14 protein-coding genes are annotated in these 19740 nt (G+C 72.0%); 7 read left to right on the forward strand and 7 right to left on the reverse strand.

The genetic code is table 11. The features are described 5' to 3' along the window. The first annotated feature begins 20 nt into the window (after nucleotides 1-20). The 5 genes from ASG52_RS09810 to ASG52_RS09830 all read left to right on the forward strand — a co-directional run bounded on the left by ASG52_RS09810 (nucleotide 21) and on the right by ASG52_RS09830 (nucleotide 8617). A complete protein-coding gene (locus tag ASG52_RS09810) occupies nucleotides 21-992 on the forward strand; it encodes an endonuclease domain-containing protein (RefSeq protein ID WP_286159005.1) in 972 nt (323 codons plus the stop codon). Then, nucleotides 989-1657 carry a hypothetical protein gene (locus ASG52_RS09815; RefSeq protein WP_056242371.1) on the forward strand — a complete coding sequence of 223 codons (669 nt, stop codon included), beginning with the start codon at nucleotides 989-991 and terminating at the stop codon, nucleotides 1655-1657. The genes ASG52_RS09810 and ASG52_RS09815 overlap by 4 nt, the downstream gene beginning before the upstream one ends. Further along, a complete protein-coding gene (locus ASG52_RS09820) occupies nucleotides 1654-4803 on the forward strand; it encodes a helicase HerA domain-containing protein (protein WP_056242374.1) in 3150 nt (1049 codons plus the stop codon). The genes ASG52_RS09815 and ASG52_RS09820 overlap by 4 nt, the downstream gene beginning before the upstream one ends. Nucleotides 4804-4900: 97 nt before the next feature. Next, nucleotides 4901-8170 (forward strand): helicase-related protein, encoded by a 3270-nt coding sequence (locus tag ASG52_RS09825; protein ID WP_056242376.1) that lies wholly within the window; start codon nucleotides 4901-4903, stop codon nucleotides 8168-8170. Nucleotides 8171-8191: 21 nt separating this feature from the next. Then, a complete protein-coding gene (locus tag ASG52_RS09830) occupies nucleotides 8192-8617 on the forward strand; it encodes an RNA polymerase sigma factor region1.1 domain-containing protein (protein ID WP_056242379.1) in 426 nt (141 codons plus the stop codon). Nucleotides 8618-8803: 186 nt separating this feature from the next. Here ASG52_RS09830 and ASG52_RS09835 read toward each other — a convergent pair whose 3' ends face one another. Both ASG52_RS09835 and ASG52_RS09840 read right to left on the reverse strand, forming a co-directional pair. Next, complete coding sequence (locus ASG52_RS09835; protein ID WP_056242382.1) at nucleotides 8804-9955, reverse strand: GNAT family N-acetyltransferase; 1152 nt, start codon at nucleotides 9953-9955, stop codon at nucleotides 8804-8806. A gap of 3 nt (nucleotides 9956-9958) precedes the next feature. Next, nucleotides 9959-11350: a lipopolysaccharide biosynthesis protein gene (locus ASG52_RS09840; RefSeq protein ID WP_056242385.1), complete on the reverse strand. Its 1392-nt coding sequence runs from the start codon at nucleotides 11348-11350 to the stop codon at nucleotides 9959-9961. Between the two features lie 208 nt (nucleotides 11351-11558). Here ASG52_RS09840 and ASG52_RS09845 point away from each other — a divergent pair, with 208 nt between their 5' ends. Beyond that, complete coding sequence (locus tag ASG52_RS09845; RefSeq protein ID WP_056242386.1) at nucleotides 11559-11753, forward strand: hypothetical protein; 195 nt, start codon at nucleotides 11559-11561, stop codon at nucleotides 11751-11753. A gap of 336 nt (nucleotides 11754-12089) precedes the next feature. On the opposite strand, the gene ASG52_RS09850 is transcribed toward ASG52_RS09845, so the two are convergent. The 5 genes from ASG52_RS09850 to ASG52_RS09870 all read right to left on the reverse strand — a co-directional run bounded on the left by ASG52_RS09850 (nucleotide 12090) and on the right by ASG52_RS09870 (nucleotide 17869). Beyond that, nucleotides 12090-13049, reverse strand: coding sequence for an SGNH/GDSL hydrolase family protein (locus ASG52_RS09850; protein ID WP_082552480.1), 960 nt, complete (start codon nucleotides 13047-13049; stop codon nucleotides 12090-12092). Further along, nucleotides 12971-14107, reverse strand: coding sequence for an OpgC family protein (locus ASG52_RS09855; RefSeq protein ID WP_056242389.1), 1137 nt, complete (start codon nucleotides 14105-14107; stop codon nucleotides 12971-12973). The genes ASG52_RS09850 and ASG52_RS09855 overlap by 79 nt, the downstream gene beginning before the upstream one ends. A gap of 380 nt (nucleotides 14108-14487) precedes the next feature. Beyond that, nucleotides 14488-15246, reverse strand: coding sequence for an HAD-IA family hydrolase (locus ASG52_RS09860; protein ID WP_056242392.1), 759 nt, complete (start codon nucleotides 15244-15246; stop codon nucleotides 14488-14490). Continuing rightward, nucleotides 15240-15923, reverse strand: coding sequence for a ribulose-phosphate 3-epimerase (gene rpe / locus ASG52_RS09865; protein WP_056242395.1), 684 nt, complete (start codon nucleotides 15921-15923; stop codon nucleotides 15240-15242). The genes ASG52_RS09860 and rpe overlap by 7 nt, the downstream gene beginning before the upstream one ends. Nucleotides 15924-16201: 278 nt before the next feature. After that, complete coding sequence (locus ASG52_RS09870; protein WP_056242398.1) at nucleotides 16202-17869, reverse strand: M10 family metallopeptidase; 1668 nt, start codon at nucleotides 17867-17869, stop codon at nucleotides 16202-16204. A 214-nt stretch (nucleotides 17870-18083) separates the two neighbouring features. Here ASG52_RS09870 and ASG52_RS09875 point away from each other — a divergent pair, with 214 nt between their 5' ends. Beyond that, a complete protein-coding gene (locus ASG52_RS09875) occupies nucleotides 18084-19631 on the forward strand; it encodes a CYTH and CHAD domain-containing protein (RefSeq protein WP_056242468.1) in 1548 nt (515 codons plus the stop codon). Nucleotides 19632-19740 lie beyond the last annotated feature (109 nt).

Raw genomic sequence — 19740 nt, forward strand, 5'->3', positions numbered from 1 at the left:
CGATGGTCCGTTCTCGAATCGTGTGTGCGTTTCCCGATCCTGAAGCGGCGCGGCCCTCGATCGCGGCCGGCACGCTGGCCGGGCGGATCGACGGGCTGGGACCGGGCGAGCGCCTCGTCGTCTTCGGGATCGGCCGCGAGGGCCTGGGGCGGCTCCTGGCGGACGGTTCCGCCCGCGGCGCGCTGACGGTCGCCTGCGAGGCGCCGCTCACCGCCCCGGCCCTGATCGGGCGGCTCCTCGACGACCTCGCCGAACTCGCTCTGGATCGCTGGCCGGAATGGCATGAGGGTGGCTCACCCTCGCCCGATCCGTGGCGCAAGGCGGCGGCCAAGCGCGCGGCGCTCGGCCATCCGCCCCGCTTCCGCCGGATGGCGCGAGAGATCGAACTCGCCCGCCTCCTCGGCGTCCTCGGGCCCCTTGGCCCGGCGCTCGTCTGGGAGGTCGATCCGGCCGCCGCGCAACGCGCCCGCCCGGTGATCGAGGCGATGGAATGGTGCGCCCGGCACGGGGCGGCGACCGTCGCGGTCCTGCCCGTCGCTCCGCCCGAGACCGCCCCCTACGACCGGCTGCTCTACGGAGCCCTCACCCTCGCCCGCGCGGAGCCCGCGGTGCTCGCCCGCTTCATCGCACCCGCCGGCCCCCACCATGCCAGCACCACCGAGCGGCGCGTCGCGGCGGCGCTGGGGCGCGATCCGGAGTTGGCCGGCCTGTTCGCCTGCAACGCGGCGGTGCCGGTCGGCGCCTGGGGCGGGCGGGCGCGGGTCGATCTGCTGTGCAGCCGTCACCGCGTCGTGGTCGAACTCGATGGGCCGGAGCATCGCGGCGAGCCGAATTTCGGCAACGACCGCCACCGGGACTACGAGTTGTTGACGGCGGGCTACCTCGTGCTGCGCTTGACGAACCAGCAGGTGGCGGACGACCTGACGCTCTGCATCGAGAAGATTCGCGCCGTCGTGAGGCTGCGGCGCGACGGACAAGGAGGGGAGCGATGAGCGGGACGCCGACACCGAGGCAGGCCCTGATCCTGTGGTGCCTCTTGGGCCGCCACGGCAGCGCCCTGCAAAGCGCGCTGGTGCCCAAGATCGACAAGGCCGACCGCGAGGCATTGCTTGCCGGGCGCTACGTCGAGGCGACCAAGGAGGGCCGCTCGCTGCGCCTCACCGTGACCGACCGGGGCTGGAACTGGGCCGGCGAGCACCTGCGCGCGCCGCTGCCGCCGAATTTCCGCGTGTTGCAGGACTGGCTGGAGCGCATCGGCGCCGACCTCGCCGCGAGCGGGCGGACGCTCGCCGACCTTGTCGGACCGCCGCCCGAGGCGCCGGCCCCGGCCGCGCCGCCGGCACGGGCGAAGAAGCCGTCCGCCGCGAAGGCTCCGAAGAAGCCGACGCCCAAACAGCTGCGGGCCCGCATCGAAAAGGCCTATCTCGCGCTGACGGGCGGCGAGCGGGCGAAAGCCGTGCGGCTCAGTGCCCTGCGCGCCGAACTGGCCGAGTTCGACCGGGCCACCGTCGATGCCGGGCTCGCCGCGATCCTGCGGGGCGACGAGACCGCGCGGCTGAGCCAGTTCAGCGACCCGAAATCCCTTGATGCGGCCGAGCGCGAGGCGGCGTTCAGCCCCGCGGGCGAGCCCTTCCACATCCTCTGGATCCAGTCATGAGCGAGCCCCTCGACGCCCTGCGCCGGGTCGATTTCGACTGGGTGCGTACCCTCGACAGCATCTGGATCGACACGGCCCCGACCGGGGCCCCGAACGAGCGGTGGGTGCCGGAAATCGTCGCCGCGCTGCACGAGAAGGCGCGCCAGCCCTCCGACCGGGCGATGGGCCGCGTCCTCGTCGGCCAATCCGGCGTCGGCAAGACCCATCTGGTCGGCCAATTGCGACAGGAGGCGTGGCGCCGGGGCGGCTGGTTCGTGCCGCTCGATGTCCTCGGTTTGACGGATTTCTGGCGCAGCGCCGCGCTCAGCTTCGTCACCGCCCTGCTCCAGACGATGCCGGACGGGCGGCGGCAATCGGATGCGGTGCTGGCCGGCGTCGCCCGCCGCTTCCACGTCGAAGAGCAGGTGGAGGCGGCGTTCAACACGCCCAACATCGACGCCCGCCGGATCGTCGACGTGCTGGTCCAGGCCCTGATGCGGGTCGATGCCTCGCGCGCCCTCAAGCATCTCGACGTGTTCCGGGCGCTCTGCCTGCTGCGTTCGCAGGATTTCGGCGTGGTCGGGCTCGCCCATGCGTGGCTCCAAGGCTACGAGGCCGACCCGGCGGAACGCGCGGCTTTGGGCTTCCGCACGCCGCCGCCCGCGCCGATCGAACTCGTGCGCGGCATGTGCTGGATCATGGCGCTGAGCGGCCCGACGCTGATCGCCATCGATCAGATCGACGGCATCATCGAGACCAGCCGCCTCGCCGCCGAGGACGGGATCGAGGCGGAGGCTGGCCTCGCCGAGGTGCTGGCCGCTGGGCTGCTCGAACTCAACATCGTCTGCGACCGCAGCATGAGCGTGGTCACCTGCCTCGAAGAATCCTGGGCGCGTCTCTCGGCCCGCAGCCTGCAGCCGATGCTCCAGCGCTTCGGCGAGTTGAAGGTGCTCGTCGGCATGAACGAGCGGGAGGCGGCACTCGCGCTGGTGGCCGGGCGGCTGGCGCCGGCCTATGCGGCGGCCGGCTTCGCGCCACCGTTTCCGACATGGCCGTTCACCGAGCGGGCCATCGCCGAGGCCGCCGCCTCGGCCATGATGCCACGCACCCTGTTGATGCGCTGCGACGCCTTCCGCCGCCGCTGCCTGGCAGTTGGGGCGGCCACGGTCTGCGACAGTCTCGTCGCGGCACCGACCGCGGTGGCACCGCAGCAAGTCACAAAAGACTTCGATCTCGCCGCCGCGTGCCGGAGCGCCGACATCGCCGGCATCCACGGCGACGACGAAAGCTGGCTCGGGCAGGTTCTGCGCGACGCCTTCGACCTCTACGCCCTGGAGGACGACCCCGACGACGCCCTCGATCTGGCGAGCAAGGGCGAGCCCGACCAGAAGATGCCGCCGTTGCACGGCCGGCTGATCTTCATCCACCGCAACGAGAACGACCGCGAGCGCCACGTCTGCTACCGCGCACTCCCGCACCAGAACGCCATCGCGTTCCAGGCGCGGCTGCGGGCGGCGCTGACCGCCTCGGGCATCTCCTCGCGCATCCCCGACCGGGCGCTGCTGATCGTGCGCCGGGGCGCGATGCCGAGCGGGGCCAAGACCAAGCAACTCCTCGATGCCTTCGCGGCGGCGGGGGGCCGCCTGCTCGACCCTTCGGACGACGATCTGCGGGTGTTCGTGGGCTTGCGCGAGTTGCGGTCAAAGGCCGAGGCCGAGGGTGCCGCCGATCGGTTCGTGGGCTGGCTGCGGGCCGAGCAGCCGCTGATGGGGACGGGCTTCTTCCGCGACGCGGCCCTCGCCCACGGGCCGGGGAAGGCCGAGCCGACGCCGCCCGCGAACAAGCCGCAGGAGGCGACGCCGCCCTCCCGGCCGCCCGAGCCTGCGCCCGTCGCGAGGCCCCCCACTCCGCCCACACCAAGGGACAACCCACAAAGGACGGCGCCGGACGCGATCCCGGTCGGGCACCGCCTCACGCCGGACGCGCCGGGCGTGAGCCTGCCGCTGCGCCTGCTGCCGCGCCACACCGCGATCATCGCCGGCTCAGGGTCAGGCAAGACCGTGCTGCTGCGCCGGCTCGTGGAGGAGGCGGCGCTGGCCGGCATCCCCGCCATCGTCATCGACCCGAACAACGACCTCTCGCGCCTCGGCGAGCCCTGGCCCGAGCGGCCGGAGCGGTTTTCCGACGAGGACGCCCGCAAGGCGGAGGCCTACCGCGCGGGGGTCGAGGTGGTGGTGTGGACGCCGGGCCTGCACGCGGGCAACCCGCTGTTCCTCTCGTCGCTGCCCGACTTTTCGGAGGTCGGCGAGGACCGGGACGAGCGCCAGCAGGCGATCGAGATGGCCGCCGAGACGCTGGGGCCGCTGGCCGGCGCCAAGACCAACCTCCAGCGCGGGGTGCTGGCAGATACTTTGCGACACTTCGCCAGGGCAGGCGGGCGCAACCTCGACGCCCTCATCAAGCTCCTCGGCGATCTGCCCGACGGGATCAGCGATATCGGCAACGCCGGAAAACTCGCCGCCGGCATGGCCGACCAGCTCCACGCGGCTTTGGCGACCAACCCGCTGCTCAAGGTCGAGGGCACGGTGCTCGATCCGCGCCGGCTGTTCTTCGGGGCGGACCCGGCCCGCACCCGCGTCTCGGTGATCAATCTGTCGGGGCTCGCCTCCGAGGCAGCGCGCGAGGATTTCGTGAACCGCCTCCAGATGACCCTGTTCGGCTGGATCAAGCGCAACCCGTCGCCGCGCGGGATGCTCTACGTCATCGACGAGGCACAGACCTTCCTGCCGTCGCAAAAGTCCAGCCCGAGCCTCGGCAGCGGCATCAAGCTGGTGGCGCAGGGGCGCAAGTACGGGCTCGGGATGATCGTGGCGACGCAGGTGCCCCGCGGCATCCACAATCAGGTCGTCTCGAACTGCACCACGCAGTTCTTCGGCCGCCAAAGTTCCCCCGCCACCATCGCGGCGGCCCAAGAAATCCTGTCGGCCAGCGGCGGCAGCGCCGCCGACATCGGCAAGCTCGGCGCGGGCGAGTTCTACTTCGCCACGGAAGGCTCGGGGCGGCCGGGCAAGCTGCGCACCCCGCTCTGCCTCAGCCACCACCCGGCCAACCCGCCGCGGCCGGAGGAGGTGGTGGGGCTGGCGCGCCGTTCGATGATGGCGGGGTGAAGCCGTCTGTGGACCACGTGCCGCGGGCGGGACCCGGCGGGCTTGAAGCGCGGTTCATCGGGGAGCCGGTCCTGAACCGGCTCACCAGGGACCCCCGATGGCCGCGAAAAAGACTGCCACGAAGACTGCCCCGGAGCCGAGCGCCGTCCCGCTGGTCCCCACCGGGGCGCTCGCGGTCTCCCTGCTTGACCTTTGCGAAGGATCGCGGCCGCTGGTCCACGTGGCCCGCGACGGGCGACGCCTGGAAGAGGTCGCCGCCATCCTGCGGGCGCTCGCGCCGGAGCGCAAAGTCGCGGTCTATCCCGAATGGGACTGCCTGCCCTTCGACCGGGCCTCGCCCTCGCGCGGCGTCATGGGCGCGCGGGCCGGGGTGCTGCGCTGGCTGACCGACCGGGACGCGCTGCCCGATATCCTCCTCACCACGGCCCCGGCCCTGCTCCAGCGGGTGCCGCCGCCGGAGACCTGGGGCCCGGCCCATGTCGAGATCACCGTCGGCGACCGGCTCGACCCGGAGGCGCTGACGGCGCAACTCGCCCGGCTCGGCTACCAGATCGACGACCGCGTGGACGAGCCCGGCGAGGTCGCGGTTCGGGGCCGGACCATCGACGTGTTTCCCGCCGCCGCCCCCCTGCCCTGCCGCATCGAGCACGCGGACGGCCGCGTCACCGCGATCCGCGCCTACGATCCGGTCTCGCAGCGCTCGCGCACAGAGACCGAGCGGCTGGTGATCGACCCGGCGACCGAGATCGTGCCGGACGAAGGATCCGACCTCACGGTGACGCCGTTCACCGGCGCGGAGCACCGGCTGGCGCGACACTATCGCGACCTCTCGACGGTGCTCGATTACGTGCCCGACGCCCGCCTCGTGGTCGAGGCCGGCACGGAGGACCGCGTCGCTGCCTTCTTCGAGCAGTTGGAGGAGGCGCGGGAGGAGGCGGGGTCGCCGGACGACGGCGCGCTCTATCTCACGCCCGCCGATTGGACCGCGCTGGTGAAGCAGCGCGGCCTCGCCACGGCCAGCACCGAAGAGGCGGAAAAGGTCGCGCTGACGCCCTTCGTGCGCGAGCGCCGGCCCGACTCCGCCTTCGCCAAGACCTTGAAGGAGCGCCTCAAGGCCGGCGACCGCATCGTGCTCACCGGCCCCAAGGCACCCTTACGGCGGCTGGTGCGGGCGGCGGCCGAGCAGGACGGGCGCGACCTTCGCCTCATCGACAGCTGGAGCGAGGTGGCGGACGCCGCCCCCGGTGCGATGCTGGCGATTGAGGCCCCGATCCAGGCGGGTTTTCGCGTGCCGGAGGCAGGCGCGACCGTGATCGCCGCCGCCGACCTGTTCGGCGGCGCAGATGCGGGGGCGGCGCGCCCCGTCGCGATGCTGCCCATCGGCGAGGTCGAGCTGCGCATCGGCGACGTCGCGGTCGATCGCGAGCACGGCCTGTGCGTGTTCGAAGGGCTGGAGGCGATGCCGGGGGGCGAGGAAGACGCCCTGCGCCTGCGCTTCGCCGACGACGCGATCCGCATGGTGCCGGCCTCCCAGGCCGACCGCATCTGGCGCTACGGCTCGGAGGAGGAGGCGGTCTCCCTCGACCGGCTCGACGGCGGCACCTGGGCCCGGCGGCGGCTGGAAACGGAGGCCGCGCTGGCCAAGGCCGCCCGCGTCATGCTGGCGGCGGCCGAGGCGCGGCGCACGGCGCGGGCCGTGCCCCTCGTCCCGCCCGCGCGGGAGATGGAGCGCTTCGCCGCCGGCTTCGGCTTCGCCCTGACGGGTGACCAAGCCCGCGCCATCGAGGCGGCGCTCGCCGACCTCCCGGGCGAGGCGCCGATGGACCGGCTGGTCTGCGGCGATGTCGGCTTCGGCAAGACCGAGGTGGCGCTCCGCGCGGCGGCGGCCGCCGTCTTCGCCGGGCGGCAGGTCGCCGTGATGGCGCCGACCACCGTGCTGGCGCGCCAGCACGCCGCGACCTTTGCGCGGCGCTTTTCCCGCTTCGGCATCGACGTCGCGCAGCTCTCGCGGCTGGTGGCACCGGCCGAGGCGCGGCGGGTGAAGCAGGGTATCGAGGACGGCTCGGTGCGCCTCGTCGTCGGCACGCAGGCGCTGGCCGGGCGCGGCGTGCGCTTCCACGATCTCGGCCTCGTCATCATCGACGAGGAGCAGCGCTTCGGCACCAAGACCAAGGCGGCTCTGCGAAAGGCGGCGGGCGACGCGCATCTCCTGACGCTGTCGGCCACGCCGATCCCGCGCACGCTCCAGGCCGCGATGGTGGGATTGCAGAGCCTCAGCGTGATCGCGACGCCGCCCGCCGTGCGCCGGCCGATCCGCACGGTGATCGCTCCGTTCGAGGACGAGACTTTGCGCGCCGCACTCAGCCGCGAGCACCGTCGCGGCGGCCAGAGCTTCGTCGTCTGCCCGCGGATCGAGGATATCGCGCCGATGGCGCGTCGCCTCGCCGCCCTGATGCCCGACCTCGACGTGGTGACGGCGCACGGCGCGATGAAGCCCGCCGAGATGGACGCCGCCATGGTCCGCTTCGCCGACGGCGCGGGCGACGTGCTGCTCGCCACCAGCATCATCGAGAGCGGGCTCGACGTGCCACGCGCCAACACGATGCTGGTCTTCGATGCCGAGCGCTTCGGGCTGGCCCAGTTGCATCAGTTGCGCGGCCGGGTCGGGCGCGGGCAGCGGCGCGGCAGCGTCTGGCTGTTCGGAGGTTCCGACAAGCCGCTGAGCGCCACCGCCGAGAAGCGCCTGCGGACGCTGGAGGCCCTCGACCGGCTGGGGGCGGGCTTCGCCATCGCGGCGCGCGACCTCGACCTGCGCGGCGCGGGCGACCTCGTCGGCGAGGCCCAGGCCGGCCATGTCGCCCGCGTGGGCCTCGGTCTCTACCAGCACCTGCTGCAACTGGCGCTCCGCGCGGCCAAGGGCGAGCCGGCGGAGGATTGGAGCCCGGAGGTGCGCGTCGGCCTCTCGGGCCGCGTGCCCGCCGACTACGTGCCGGAGCCGGAAATCCGCTTGAGCCTCACCACGCGGCTGCTGCGGCTACGCGCCCGCACCGAACTCGACGCGCTGCGCGACGAGGTCGAGGATCGGTTCGGGACACCACCGGAGGCGGTCGAGGCATTGTTCACCTTAGGCTCCTTGCGGATCGGTTGCCTGTCGCTCGGCATCGTGCGCCTCAGCGGCGGCCCGCAGGGGATCGCGGCGGATTTCCACCCCGAGCGCAAGCCGCCGACGATGGGGGTCTCGGACGAGATCGGCGTCCGCGACAACCGCGTCGTCTGGCGCCGGGGCGGCGACGGCCCGGAGTCCTGCGCGCGTCAGGCCGCCGCGCTGTTGCGCCACTTGGAGAAAGCCGCCGCCCGGCACAGGTGAGGGAGGAGCAACGGGGCCCGCATGAGCACGCCGATCGACCGCGCCACCCTCGACCGGCTGATCGCGCTCGGCCGCGAGCGCGGCGAACTCACCGCCGACGACCTCCAGCGCGTCCTGCCGATCGACGCGATGGACGTGGACGCCCTCGTCCTCGTCATGCTGGAACTCGACGCCGCGGGCGTCTCCGTCGAGCCCGACGCGTTCGGCCCGCGGGGCGAGCGCCCGGTGCAGGCGGTGCCGGACCTGCCCGCCCCAGAGCGCGGGGCGGCGGTGACGACCCCGGTGCCGGTGGGGGCGCCGGACGGCGCGGGCGGAGGTGCCGGGGCGCGGGTCGAGGCAGCCGCCGCGTCGGAGCGGGCCGCGGGGGCGGGGTCGGTGGACCGGATCGTTTTGCTGTCCGGCCTCGCGGCTTTCGTGCTTCTGGCGGGCGTGCTGCTTCTACTGTGAGAAGCCGCTCGACCGGCGCTTCCCACCCATTCCCCTCATCCTGAGGTGCCCGCCACGGCGGGCCTCGAAGGAGGGCTCCAGTGGATCGCGCGACTTCTGGAGCCCTCCTTCGAGGCTGCTGCGCAGCACCTCAGGATGAGGGGGGTTGGTAGGAGAGGCATCCAGAAGGGACGCCGAAGCCCGCCGCTACCGCCGCCCAATCAACCGCTTCATCTCCGCCCGCGCCCGGTGCTCGAAGCGGGCGAGGTCGGCGCGGCGTTCGAGGGGGAGGAGGCCGCCGCCGGGGGGCTGCGCCAGGATCTCGGCGATCCGCATGCGTTCGGGAAACAGGCTCTCCAGGGGCGAGCCCGGCAGCGTCGCCGAATCGAGGCGGTCGGCGAAGGCGGTGTCGTGGAGCGCGCGCACGATCTCGTCCTCCAGCACGAGGCCGGGGGCGTGGGCACGCAAGTTCTCGTCGTAAGCGGTCTTGAGGAGGTAGGCGGTCGAGCCCGCCACTAGGGCGAGGCTCGCGGCGATCGTCCGGCCGTCGAGGTGCAGGGAATCGGCCCGCACCGCGGGCGGGCCCGAGGTGCCGTCCTGCCGAAAGAGGGCGTGGGCGAAGCGGGTGGTGTCGGTGCGGCTGGCCAGCGCCGTGCCGGCCTCGCCCTTCCAGCCCGCGGCCTCCAGCGCCAGGAAGCCGTCGAGGGCGCGCTCCAGCGCGGGGCCGTCCGTGGCGACCTCGAAGACGAGGGTGCCGGCCTCGCCGAGGCGGCGGCGGCGGCGGCGCAGGTCCTTCAGGCGACTCTTGTGCGGGTGGGCGGCGAGGAACGCGGCGTGGTCCGGGCGACGGTCGAGCGCCGGGCGCTCGAAGCTCGCCACGGTGGCGACCTGCCAGCCGGCCCGCGTCATCGCGGCGACGAGGCCCGCGCCGAGGCGGCTCTCGGTCGCCAGCATCGGCCAGCGCCAGCAGCGCCCGTCGGACGCCGCCGCGAGGCCCGCCACCAGAGCGTCGAGCCGGGCGTCCAGAGCGGGGCCGTCGGCGACGAGGGGGGCGCTCGCCGTCACGTAGGGGGAGAGGAAGGGCTGGGCCACCGCCGTGCCGAACCCGGCGATGTCGGCCCGCAGGACGAAGGGCAGCAGGGCCGCGAGGCCGTCCGGTCCGCGCACGACCACCGCGGCGAGGTCGTCGGGGCTAAGCCCGCTCGCGCGATGCGCCTCGACCGGGCGGCGGGCGTAGAACGGGTGCGGCTCGGCGGCACCGAGCGCCAGCGCATCCCAGGCCTCCGCGGCGATGGCGGAGACGGGCTCGACGGCGGCGTCGAAGGCGGACGGCAAGACCGAGCGGAGGGGGATTCCCATGGGTCAGGCGGCGCCTCGGCCTCGAGACAGGGACGGGAGGCGGAAGGCCGACGTGGCGATGCCGTGCACCGCTTTGGCCCCCGCCGCCATGGCGAGACCGCGGAGCGCATTGGCGCCTGCCATGGCGAGCGCCGCCCCGACGATGCCGAGCCAGGGGATGAGGACGAGGCAGAGCAGCACCGCGAGCGCCAGCATGGCCAGCGTGATGGCGACGCAGAGCCGCTCGCCGCCGAGCATGATCAGGATGTCCTCGCCCGGCCCGAACAGGCTGGCGGTGACGCCGCCCGCGACCAGGATCGCCAGCACCGGCAGGCTGTCGTGGAAGTCCGAGCCGAACAGGCCGAGCAGCAGCGGCGCGGCGGCGATGACGCCGAGCCCGACCACGACCGTGCCGAGGAAGGTCCAGCGCGCCTGCGCCCGCACGAGCGCGGCCAGGCCCGCCTCGTCGCCCTCGGCGCGAGCGGCGGCGAAGCGGGGCGCGGTGGCCGCGGAGGCCGCGTAGGCGACGAAGACCACGAATTGCTGGATGCGGGTGGCGGCGAAGTAGAGGCCCACCGCGGCGGGCGGGGCGAGAAAGCCGAGGAGTACTACGTCGATGAAGCCGAAGGCGCTGGTGGCGAGTTCGCCCGCCGCGATCGGCAGGCAGGCGGTGAGCCAGATCCTCCAGCGATAGGTCCGGGGCCCGGCGGGCAGATGGCGGCGCAGCCGCGCCAGCAGCACCACGCCCTGCACCGTCGCGGCGACCCCGGTGGCGACCAGCGTGCAGGCGATGGCGACCCAGGCGTGCGCGGGCGCGCCGAACAGCACGGCGCCGACCATGCCGGCCATGATCAGCCCCTGGCGCAGCAGGTAGGGCGGCGCGATGGCGAGCATCGGCCAGCCCTGGCTGCGGGCGAGCCCTTCGAGATAGTCCTGAAACGCGAAGAGCGGCACGACGAGGACGGCGACGAGGATCGGGCCGCCGTAGAGGCCGTCGAGGATGTCGTGCTGGATCTCGGCGACGGCGAGCCCGGCGAGCGCGAGCGCCAGCCCGCCCGCCGCGCTGACCAGCGCCCCGCCCACGAGGTAGCCGCGCACCGCGTCGAGATGGCCGCGCGCCCGCTCGACGGGCAGGAAGCGGCTCGCACCCTGGGCGAGCCCGAGCGTCGCGGTGTGGCCGAGGATGGCGATCCAGACCCAGACGGTGGCGAAGATGCCGTATTCCTCGCCGCCCATCATCCGGGCCATCAGCACCTGGGCGAGGTAGGCGCAGCCCGCCGCCGCGATGCGCACGGAAAACACCCCAAGCGCCGCCCCGCCGGCCCCGGCGCGGGCCGCCATCGCCCAAGCGCGCACCCGGCGGAACGGGGACGCCGCGTCCGGGATGGGGCCGGCCGCCCACTCATCCGCCGCCAACGCCACGCCCTCCGCCCCAAGCCGGACGTAAGCCGGCGCACTCGACGCTCAGGCTAGGGGGTGTCGCGTTTCGGCGAGGTTAAGCCCGAGGGCGTCGTCCGGGGCGCTCGCTTAGGTTTCTTGGGCTATCCGGGCCATCGGCGGAATCGCGGCGGCTTAGGCTTTTCTTCGCGCTTGCCTTCCACGATCACCGATCAATGTAATCCCCATGGTTCACGCGCGGGCACACACCGAATCGCTGCCGGCCGATCAGGGGCCGGTGCTGGATGCACAGACGCGGGAACGCCTCGGGCGTCATCTCAAGGCGCTGTACGAGCCCGTGCTCGACGAGACCCTCGATCCGCGGCTGGCTGAGTTGCTTCAGCAGCTGGAGAGCGACAAGCGCGAGCGGGGCGACCGCTGAGGCCGATGGGCCGGTTGGAGTGTCATGGTGCGAAAGCGCACCACACGGCCGGCAAAGCGTCGATCATGCACATCGCGCATCCCGAGACGGGTTGCTTTGTGCGACGCAGCATATAATTTTGCATCATACGAGATCGCGATGGCGTCGCGGTCCCGTTGCCCTTCTTGGGCGTTTCCTCCCTAGACTTCGGGCCGCTCCCTCACCGGGGCGGCCTTTTTTGTCTCAGGTGTCGCGGCGGTTTAGCCGGCTCGGGGGCGGGCGCCAAGGGCTTTTGCGCAAGATTTTGCCGAAACCCGCCCTGATTGCCGCAATTTTTATCTTGTCCAGGGCCGCAGGCTAGTTGCCGCCTCCTACGGGGGCGGCCTCGCGGCCCGGCGCCGGGCGGGTCGCGGTGCCGGTGCGGTCGGGGACCGCGTTCGGGTCGGGCTTCACCGGGTCGGATTGCAGCAGCGACAGGGTGATCGCGCGGGTCGCGTGCTCGGCCATGCAGCGTAAGCCCAGATCGTTCAGACGGAACTGGCGCCCGAGCATGTGCGCCTCGTCGTTGCCCCGCGTGGAGAGGAAGCGCATCGCCGCGTAGCGGTGGACCAGCGGCACCGCTTCGCGCCGGGCGACCTCCTGCACGATGCCGACCATGCGGTTGTAATAGTCGTCCTGGGCGAGGCTCGCGGTGAAGACCGGATCGATCAGCACGATGTCGATGTCGTGCGACATCACCCACTTGACCGATTCGTCCAGCGCCTCGGCGAAGGTGTCGATGTCGACGCGGGCCAGCGCGTCGTTGGTGCCGACCTGCCAGACCACGAGATCGGGCTCGACCTCGGCGACGATGGTGCGCAGGCGCTCGCCCGCCCCGCTCGCGACCTCGCCGGGCAACGAGCGCGCCTCGACCTCGATCTGCACGTCGGGCAGCGCGCTCTCCAGCGCGTTCTCGAGCTTGACCGGATAGCTCGACCCGGTGCCGAGCCCCGCCGAGGACGAGCCGATGGAGAGCACCCGGATCGGCCGCTTCTCCTTGAGCGCGGCCTTGACCGCGTTGAGCTTGGCGAGCGTGTAGAGCTTGGAGCCCGGCACGCGGCATTCGGGCGACAGGCTCTGGTCGAGCGCCTCCGCCGCCTGGACCGGCGCCACCTTCACCGCGGAGGGCGGCGGGGCGGTCGCGGGCGTCTCGGCGCGGGCGGGCGTCGAGGCGAGAAGCCAACTGCCGAGGGCGAGGCTCAGGCCGGCGGAGAGGCCGGGCGCGAGGCGGCGCCGTCGGGCGGCGTCCGCGGGGCGCGCGGTCTGCGGGCACGCCATTCGACGAACCATGCGGTGAAACCCAGTGCAAACAGGCCGAAGCCTACGACCGAAACATCGACGATGATACCGCCTCCGGTCTGGAAGCGCACGAACTGCGCGGCGAGGCTCAACAGCGATCCCATCGAGAACACCGCGAGCGAGTTGCGCCCGAGCCCCGAGAGGAACCGCGCGAGCGGCATCACCCGCGGCGCGATCAGCCCGTAGACCGCCTGGAACGCCAGCACCATCCCGCAGAAGTGGATCAGGCGCCCCGGCGACAGGTACGTCTTGTCGAAGGTGAAGACGAGGCGCGGCTCGGGCGCCAGCATCGGATCGGGGCGCAGCTCCCACACGGCGAGCACGACGCCGAGGATGACGAGCCCGATGCCGAGCGGCGTCAGCCGCCGGGCCCACGCCCGCAGGCGCGGGTTCTCGCGGGCTGCCTCGTTCGAGACGAAGCCGAGCACGAGCAGGAGTTGCCAGCACAGCGGGTTGAAGAACCAGTCGCCCTCGCCCGGCCATGCCGGGAAATTCCACTCGAACACGAGGCTGGCGCCATAGAGCGAGAACGACAGGGCCAGCAGGAGCGCCCGGCTGACGCGCCCCAGCAGCACCACGACGGGCGCGATGGCGATCAGCACGACGTAGAGCGGCAGGATGTTGAAGAAGCCGAGTTGGTGCGTGAGCAGCACGATGCCGACCATCGTCTGGATCGGGTCGGCGAAGAAGCCGCCGGCATTGTGCCATTCGAGGATGAGCGGGTTGTCGAGATAGAGCGCGCATCCCGCGATCATCGCCAGCGCCAGCGCCATGATGACGATCTGCGCCCGGTACACCTCGACCGTGCGCGACAGCAGCCGCAGCACGGTGATGAGCCGCGGCTCGGGCTTGCCGTCGCGCCCGCGGGTCGCGAGCCCGATCGACCAGCCGGCCAGGAACACGAACAGCTCGGCGGCGTCCGAGATGCCGTATTGCGAGAAGGTGTAGCGCTCGAAGAAGTTGCCCGGGATGTGGTTGATGAAGATCGTCACGAGCGCGACGCCACGCCAGAAATCGATCGCGTTCGGCTCGCGCATCAGGCTCCACGGTCCGGCGGTGTGACGTCGCAGCGGCAGGCCCCGGCCTCCCGGGCCGGGGCTTCCACCTCCGCCCGGCGCCGCTTCGGGACCCGCGACCCGGAAGCGGAAGGCGGGCCCTGATAGACCGCGCCGGGGCGGCTTGGAAAGCCACGGTCGGGTGAGGATCGGGCTTCGCGTGCGGGATCGAGGATCGCGTCACATCCCCACCACTGTCATTCCGGGGCGCGAAGCGAACCCGGAATCCACCCGTGATGCGCGGCTATGGCAGGCGTTGCGGCCAGTCATGGATTCCGGGTTCCGCTGCGCGGCCCCGGAATGACGGCGGTGGTCTTTTTGGGAGTGCGCGCTCCCGAATCACCGCCCTGCGCGTGCTGTTGTCAGGCCGAGCCGTGGAGCTGACCGGCGTGCCATTCGGCCAGCGCGTCGAGGGTGACGATTCCGTCCGGCCACGCCACGCCCTGGAGGTGGGTGTGGGGTGCCCCCGGCTCGCCGAGGTCGGACACCGCCGAGAAGGCACCGTCGAGCGCGTGGCTCCGGGTGTAGCGGCTGCGGGTGGCCAGCACCGGCAGACCGGCACTGAGCGCCGAGCGGATGCCGGCGGCCGAATCCTCGAACGCGATGGCCTCGGACGGGTCGATGCCGAGGCGGTGGACCGCGAGCGCGAAGATGTCGGGGGCGGGCTTCTTCTGCGCCGCCTCGTCGCCCGCCGCGATCACGTCGAAGGGGTTTTCGCCGGGGAAATTGAGGCGCAGCAGGAGGTCGATGTTGGGTCGGCTCGTGGTGGTGGCCACGGCCAGGCGCACGCCGCGGGCGCGGGCCTGCCCCACCAGCCGCCCGACGCCGGGCCGCAGGCCGAGATGACCGCCCTCGGCGAGTTCGCCGTAATAGCGGGTCTTGAGGTCGTGGATTTCGGGCAGCCGCGCCTTCAGGCTCTCGGCTTGGTCCGCGTGGAAGCGCTCGATGTAGTGGACCAGCCGCTCCTTGCCGCCCATCACCTTGAGGAGTTCGGCGTAGAGTTCCGGCGACCAGTCCCAGGGCAGGTCGAGCGCCCGGAAGGCGCGGTTGAAGCCCTGGCGGTGAAGGTCCTCGGTCTCGGCCAGCGTACCGTCGACGTCGAAGATCAGCGCCTTCAGCATCGCGCGCCGTCCCGGCCCGTGGCCGTCGCGGCGGCCTCGCGGATCGCCGCGATGTTCTTTGCGTATTGGTCGGGGCCGCCCTTGAAGGCGGCGGAGCCCGCCACGAGGATGTCTGCGCCCGCCGCCGCCGCCGGGCCGGCTGTCTCCGGGGTGACGCCGCCGTCGATCGAGATGCCGATCGACCGCCCGGCCGTCAGCGCCTTGACCCGGGAAACCGTGTCCAGTGCCGAGTGGATAAAACTCTGGCCGCCGAAGCCGGGATTGACCGTCATCACCAGCACCAGATCGACCATGTCGAGCAAAGGCTCGATCGCGCTGGCCGGCGTGCCGGGGTTGAGCGCCACGCCTGCGCGCTTGCCCAGCGCCCGGATCGTCTGGAGCGAGCGGTGGATGTGCGGGCCGGCCTCGACATGGACCGTGATCGCGTCGGCGCCGGCCTCCGCGAAGGCGGCGAGATAGGGGTCGGCCGGGGCGATCATCAGGTGGACGTCGAACAGCTTGTCGGTCGAGGGCCGCAGCGCCTTCACGATGGCGGGGCCGAAGCTGATGTTGGGCACGAAATGCCCGTCCATCACGTCGAGATGGATCCAGTCGGCCCCGGCCTCGGCGATGGCCCGCGTCTCCTCCCCGAGGCGCGCGAAGTCGGCGGCGAGGATCGAGGGGGCGATGAGGGTCATGGGCGGGCTCGGGCAGGGGGATTGGGGCGGCGGCTCGGGGCGTACGGCGCGCCGCCCGCGGGGGCGGCCTACCGCGGATGAGTCTAGGGCGGACGATGGACGGGATGTAGTGGACCTTTGCCCCGAGCGCACGGGACGATCCGCCGTCCTGACCCCAAAGATGCGGTTCGCGTGACGCCTCCGCCCGCGCATGCGCAAAGGCCGTGCCCGATGCGACGCATCGGACACGGCCTCAGGATGCGGGCCTCGCGGCGCCCGGCCGATGGCCTGGCGCGCCGTCAGACGATGAGGAAGTCCGCGTGGGTGATCGCCGCCTTGTTGTCGAGGACGGCGAACTTCACCGCCGCCGCCTTGCCCGAGCCGTCGGCGTCGTAGAACAGGTTACCGCTGCGGCTGTCGTAGAGGATGTGGTCGTCGGCATCGACCTTGGCCCGGCCGATGTCCTTGAACTCGTTCGCCTTGAGCCCGCCCGGCGCCAGGGCCTCGAAGATGGCGTCGCCGAGCCGGATCGTGTCCTCGGCGGCGAAGTCAAGGATGTGATCGATGTTGTTCTTGCCTAGGGCGGAGCCGAACACGAAGGTGTCGCCGCCGCGTCCGCCGGCGAGGATGTCGTTGCCGCCCTTGCCCTCGAGGCCGTTGGCGCCGGCATTGCCGACGAGGGTCTGGCCGAACTCGTTGCCGGCGAGGTTGAGCTTTTTCATGCCGGTCGAGGCGAGGAGCCGCAGGCTCTCGATCTCCTGGCCCGCCTTGAGGGCATAGTGGGTGCTCGTGAAGATGCGGTCGGTGCCGCCGCCCGCCCGATCGAACACGAGGTCGGCGGAGTTGTCGACGCCGTAGGTGTCGTTGCCGGCCCCGCCCGACATCCGGTCGGCGCCGGTCCCGCCTTCGAGGGTGTTGTTGCCGACATTGCCGATGAGGATGTCGGAGGCCGAGCCGCCCTTGGCGTTCTCGATCAGGTTGACGATGACGCCGCCGACCGTGTGGGCGAGCGCGAGGCCGATGTTGTCGGCGACCTTGCCGATGGTCGAGAAGGCGCCGGGATTGAGGTCGATCTTGACCGAGCCGGTCTGGTTCGAGGCGTTGATCGTATCCACGCCGCCGGCATCCCATACGGTGAGGATCGCGGTGCGGCCGTTGGCGAGCAGGCCGCCATCCTTGAGGGCGTAGTGGCCCTTCGCGCCGAAATAGCTCGTGGCGCCGGCTCGCGTCTCGAGGTTGGCGCCGTAAAGCTTCTGGATTGCCGCGATGTCGTACATCATCGGCGTGATCGGCCAATCCTGATCGGCTGCCGGAACGCCCGCCTCGCCCGGATGGGCGATGTAGGACATCACCGTGTACTGGTTGTTGTGGAAGGGGATCGGCGAGGCGGGCTCGCCCTTGCCCTCGGGATGCTCCAGGCCGAGCGCGTGGCCGAGTTCGTGCAGGTAGGTCTGCCAGCCGGTGTTGCCGTACACGGCGCCGACCTGCTGGGGATTGCCGGTGTTGACCCAGAAGTCGCCGTGGGCGGACGGCACGCCGAGCTGGCCGGCGGGGATGTCCTCGTCGGTGGACCGGGGCAGGCCCGGCACGAAGCCGAACAGGTTCTCGTCGGCGAACTCGTAGGAGCCGAGGGTGATGTCGGCGACCTTGAGGCCGGGGCCGGCCTTGACCTCGACGAGGTTGAGCTTGGCGACCTCCGCCCATTCCTTGATGGCTTGGCGCGTAAGCTGAGCCTCCGCCCGGCCCATCGCGACGTTCGCACCGAACGGCACCGTCGAAGCCGGGCTTTCCCCGTCGCCGCTCGCGATGAGGTAGGAATCGTCCTTGCCGTCCCAGTCGGTGTCGATCGTCGGGTAGTAGCCCGGCACCTGGGAGATGAAGGCGTAGGTGATCGTCCGATTTCCGGTGTGCCAACCGCCGGCCTCGCCGACGAGGAGGGAATCCGGAGTAATGCGGGAGGGGGCCATGGTCGCTTCACCTGTCTGAGGGCGACCGCCCTTCTATAAGCTCGGCCATAAAGGTTCCACGGAGCCGTTCGGCAATTTTCGCGACGATCTCGGGCGATCGGGACCGTGCGGGCACCGCCTCGGCCGATCCAACCGCGTCCTGCCGCGTTGTCCGGTCTCAATGAACGGCCGCGCCGCGGCCGAGACGAAAGAAGCAGGGATCGGGACGGACCGGATGAGCGAGCCGCGGGAGATCGAGCTGAAGCTGGAATGCGAGCCCTCCGACCTCGCCATGCTGCAGGAGCATCCGCTCCTGCGGGAGGTGTCCGAGCATGGCGAGGCGGAACTCGCCTCGGTCTATTACGACACGCCGGATCGGGCCTTGCGGGCGGCGGGCCTCGGCCTGCGGGTGCGCCGGATCGGCGAGCGCACTATCCAGACCCTGAAGGCCGAGGGCGACGGCCTGTTCGCCCGGCCCGAATGGGAACAGGCGATCGAAGGCCCGGAGCCCGATCTCACCGTGCTCGCCGACACGCCGCTTCCCGACATCCTCGACCGGGACGCCAAGCTCGCGCCGCTCTTCACCACCGCGGTGACGCGCAAGACATACCTCGTGCGACAGGGCAGCTCGACGGTGGAGGTCGCCCTCGACACCGGCCGGATCGTTGCGCCCACGGCCGGCGACCGGATCGCCACGATCTGCGAGATCGAGCTGGAATTGAAGGACGGCGCGGCCAGCGACCTGTTCGCCCTGGCCCATGCGGTGGCCGCCCTGGTGCCGGTGCGGCTCGGGGTGCGGACCAAGGCGGAGCGCGGCTACGCGCTCACCGAGGGCAAGCCGGAGCGGGTCAAGGCGGAAGCCGTGCCGCTGCGGGAGGGAGCGAACGCGGCGGACGCCTTTCGGGCGATTGCGCACGCTTGCCTACGCCACATGCGGCTCAACGAGGCGGTGCTGCTGGAACGGCGGGATGCGGGCGCGCTGCACCAGATGCGGGTGGCGATCCGGCGCCTTCGCTCGGCCTTCTCGCTGTTCGGCGACCTCGTCGAGGACGCGCAGGGCGAGCGGCTGCGGGCCGAGTTGAAGCGGATGACCGAGCCGCTCGGCCGGGCGCGCAACCTCGATGTCTTCCTCGCCACCACCCTGCCGGCCGAGCGCGAGCGCCATCCCGACGAGGTCGGCCTGCTCGGCCTGGAGCGGCAATTGGAGGAGGCGCGCACCAAGGCCTATGCCGAGGTCGAAGTCCTGCTCGCCTCCGAGGCGTGGCGCTCGCTGGTGCTCGACCTGATCGGCTGGATCAATGCCGGGCCGTGGCTGCGGGATGCGCGCGGCGACCGGCCGGTGCGCCGCGACGAGCCGGCGGTCGATTTCGCCGAGCGCGAACTCGACCGCCGCCGTCGACAGGTGAAGAAGCGCGGGCGCCGCCTCGACCGGCTCAGCCCCGAGGAGCGCCACCGGGTCCGCATCGCCGCCAAGAAGCTGCGCTACGGTGCGGAGTTCTTCGCGAGTCTCTATTCCGGCCGCAAGGCGGGCCGGCGCCACGCCGCCTTCGTTAAAGCGCTGTCGGGCCTGCAGGACCAACTCGGCGCGCTCAACGACATCGCCACCGCCCACGAGGTGGTGCGCGCGGAGGTGGTCGAGGAGGCCGGGATCGCGGCCGGCGCCTCGACGCTGTTCGCCGCCGGCATGGCGGCCGCCGACGTCGAGGTGCGGGAGCGGACGCTGCTCGACGAGGCCGCGGAGGCGCATGCCGAACTGGTCGATGCCAAGCCGTTCTGGCGCTGAAGGAGCGCTCGGGCGCCGAGGGCGCGTCCGAGCCCCGCGCGCGCCGCATCCGCCGCGCGCTCAGGGTTGGATGGCGTACAATCCGGTTTTGTCCTAGTCGGGTTCCGCT

It is taken from the genome of Methylobacterium sp. Leaf456 (assembly GCF_001425465.1).
Lineage (GTDB): Bacteria > Pseudomonadota > Alphaproteobacteria > Rhizobiales > Beijerinckiaceae > Methylobacterium.

Coding starts and splice junctions, on each gene's coding strand:
- ASG52_RS09815 (WP_056242371.1), top strand. CDS start 989: ATGAGCGGGACGCCGACACCGAGGCAGGCCCTGATCCTGTGGTGCCTC.
- ASG52_RS09820 (WP_056242374.1), top strand. CDS start 1,654: ATGAGCGAGCCCCTCGACGCCCTGCGCCGGGTCGATTTCGACTGGGTG.
- ASG52_RS09825 (WP_056242376.1), top strand. CDS start 4,901: ATGGCCGCGAAAAAGACTGCCACGAAGACTGCCCCGGAGCCGAGCGCC.
- ASG52_RS09830 (WP_056242379.1), top strand. CDS start 8,192: ATGAGCACGCCGATCGACCGCGCCACCCTCGACCGGCTGATCGCGCTC.
- ASG52_RS09835 (WP_056242382.1), bottom strand. CDS start 9,955: ATGGGAATCCCCCTCCGCTCGGTCTTGCCGTCCGCCTTCGACGCCGCC.
- ASG52_RS09845 (WP_056242386.1), top strand. CDS start 11,559: ATGGTTCACGCGCGGGCACACACCGAATCGCTGCCGGCCGATCAGGGG.
- ASG52_RS09850 (WP_082552480.1), bottom strand. CDS start 13,049: ATGGCGTGCCCGCAGACCGCGCGCCCCGCGGACGCCGCCCGACGGCGC.
- ASG52_RS09855 (WP_056242389.1), bottom strand. CDS start 14,107: ATGCGCGAGCCGAACGCGATCGATTTCTGGCGTGGCGTCGCGCTCGTG.
- ASG52_RS09860 (WP_056242392.1), bottom strand. CDS start 15,246: ATGCTGAAGGCGCTGATCTTCGACGTCGACGGTACGCTGGCCGAGACC.
- rpe (WP_056242395.1), bottom strand. CDS start 15,923: ATGACCCTCATCGCCCCCTCGATCCTCGCCGCCGACTTCGCGCGCCTC.
- ASG52_RS09870 (WP_056242398.1), bottom strand. CDS start 17,869: ATGGCCCCCTCCCGCATTACTCCGGATTCCCTCCTCGTCGGCGAGGCC.
- ASG52_RS09875 (WP_056242468.1), top strand. CDS start 18,084: ATGAGCGAGCCGCGGGAGATCGAGCTGAAGCTGGAATGCGAGCCCTCC.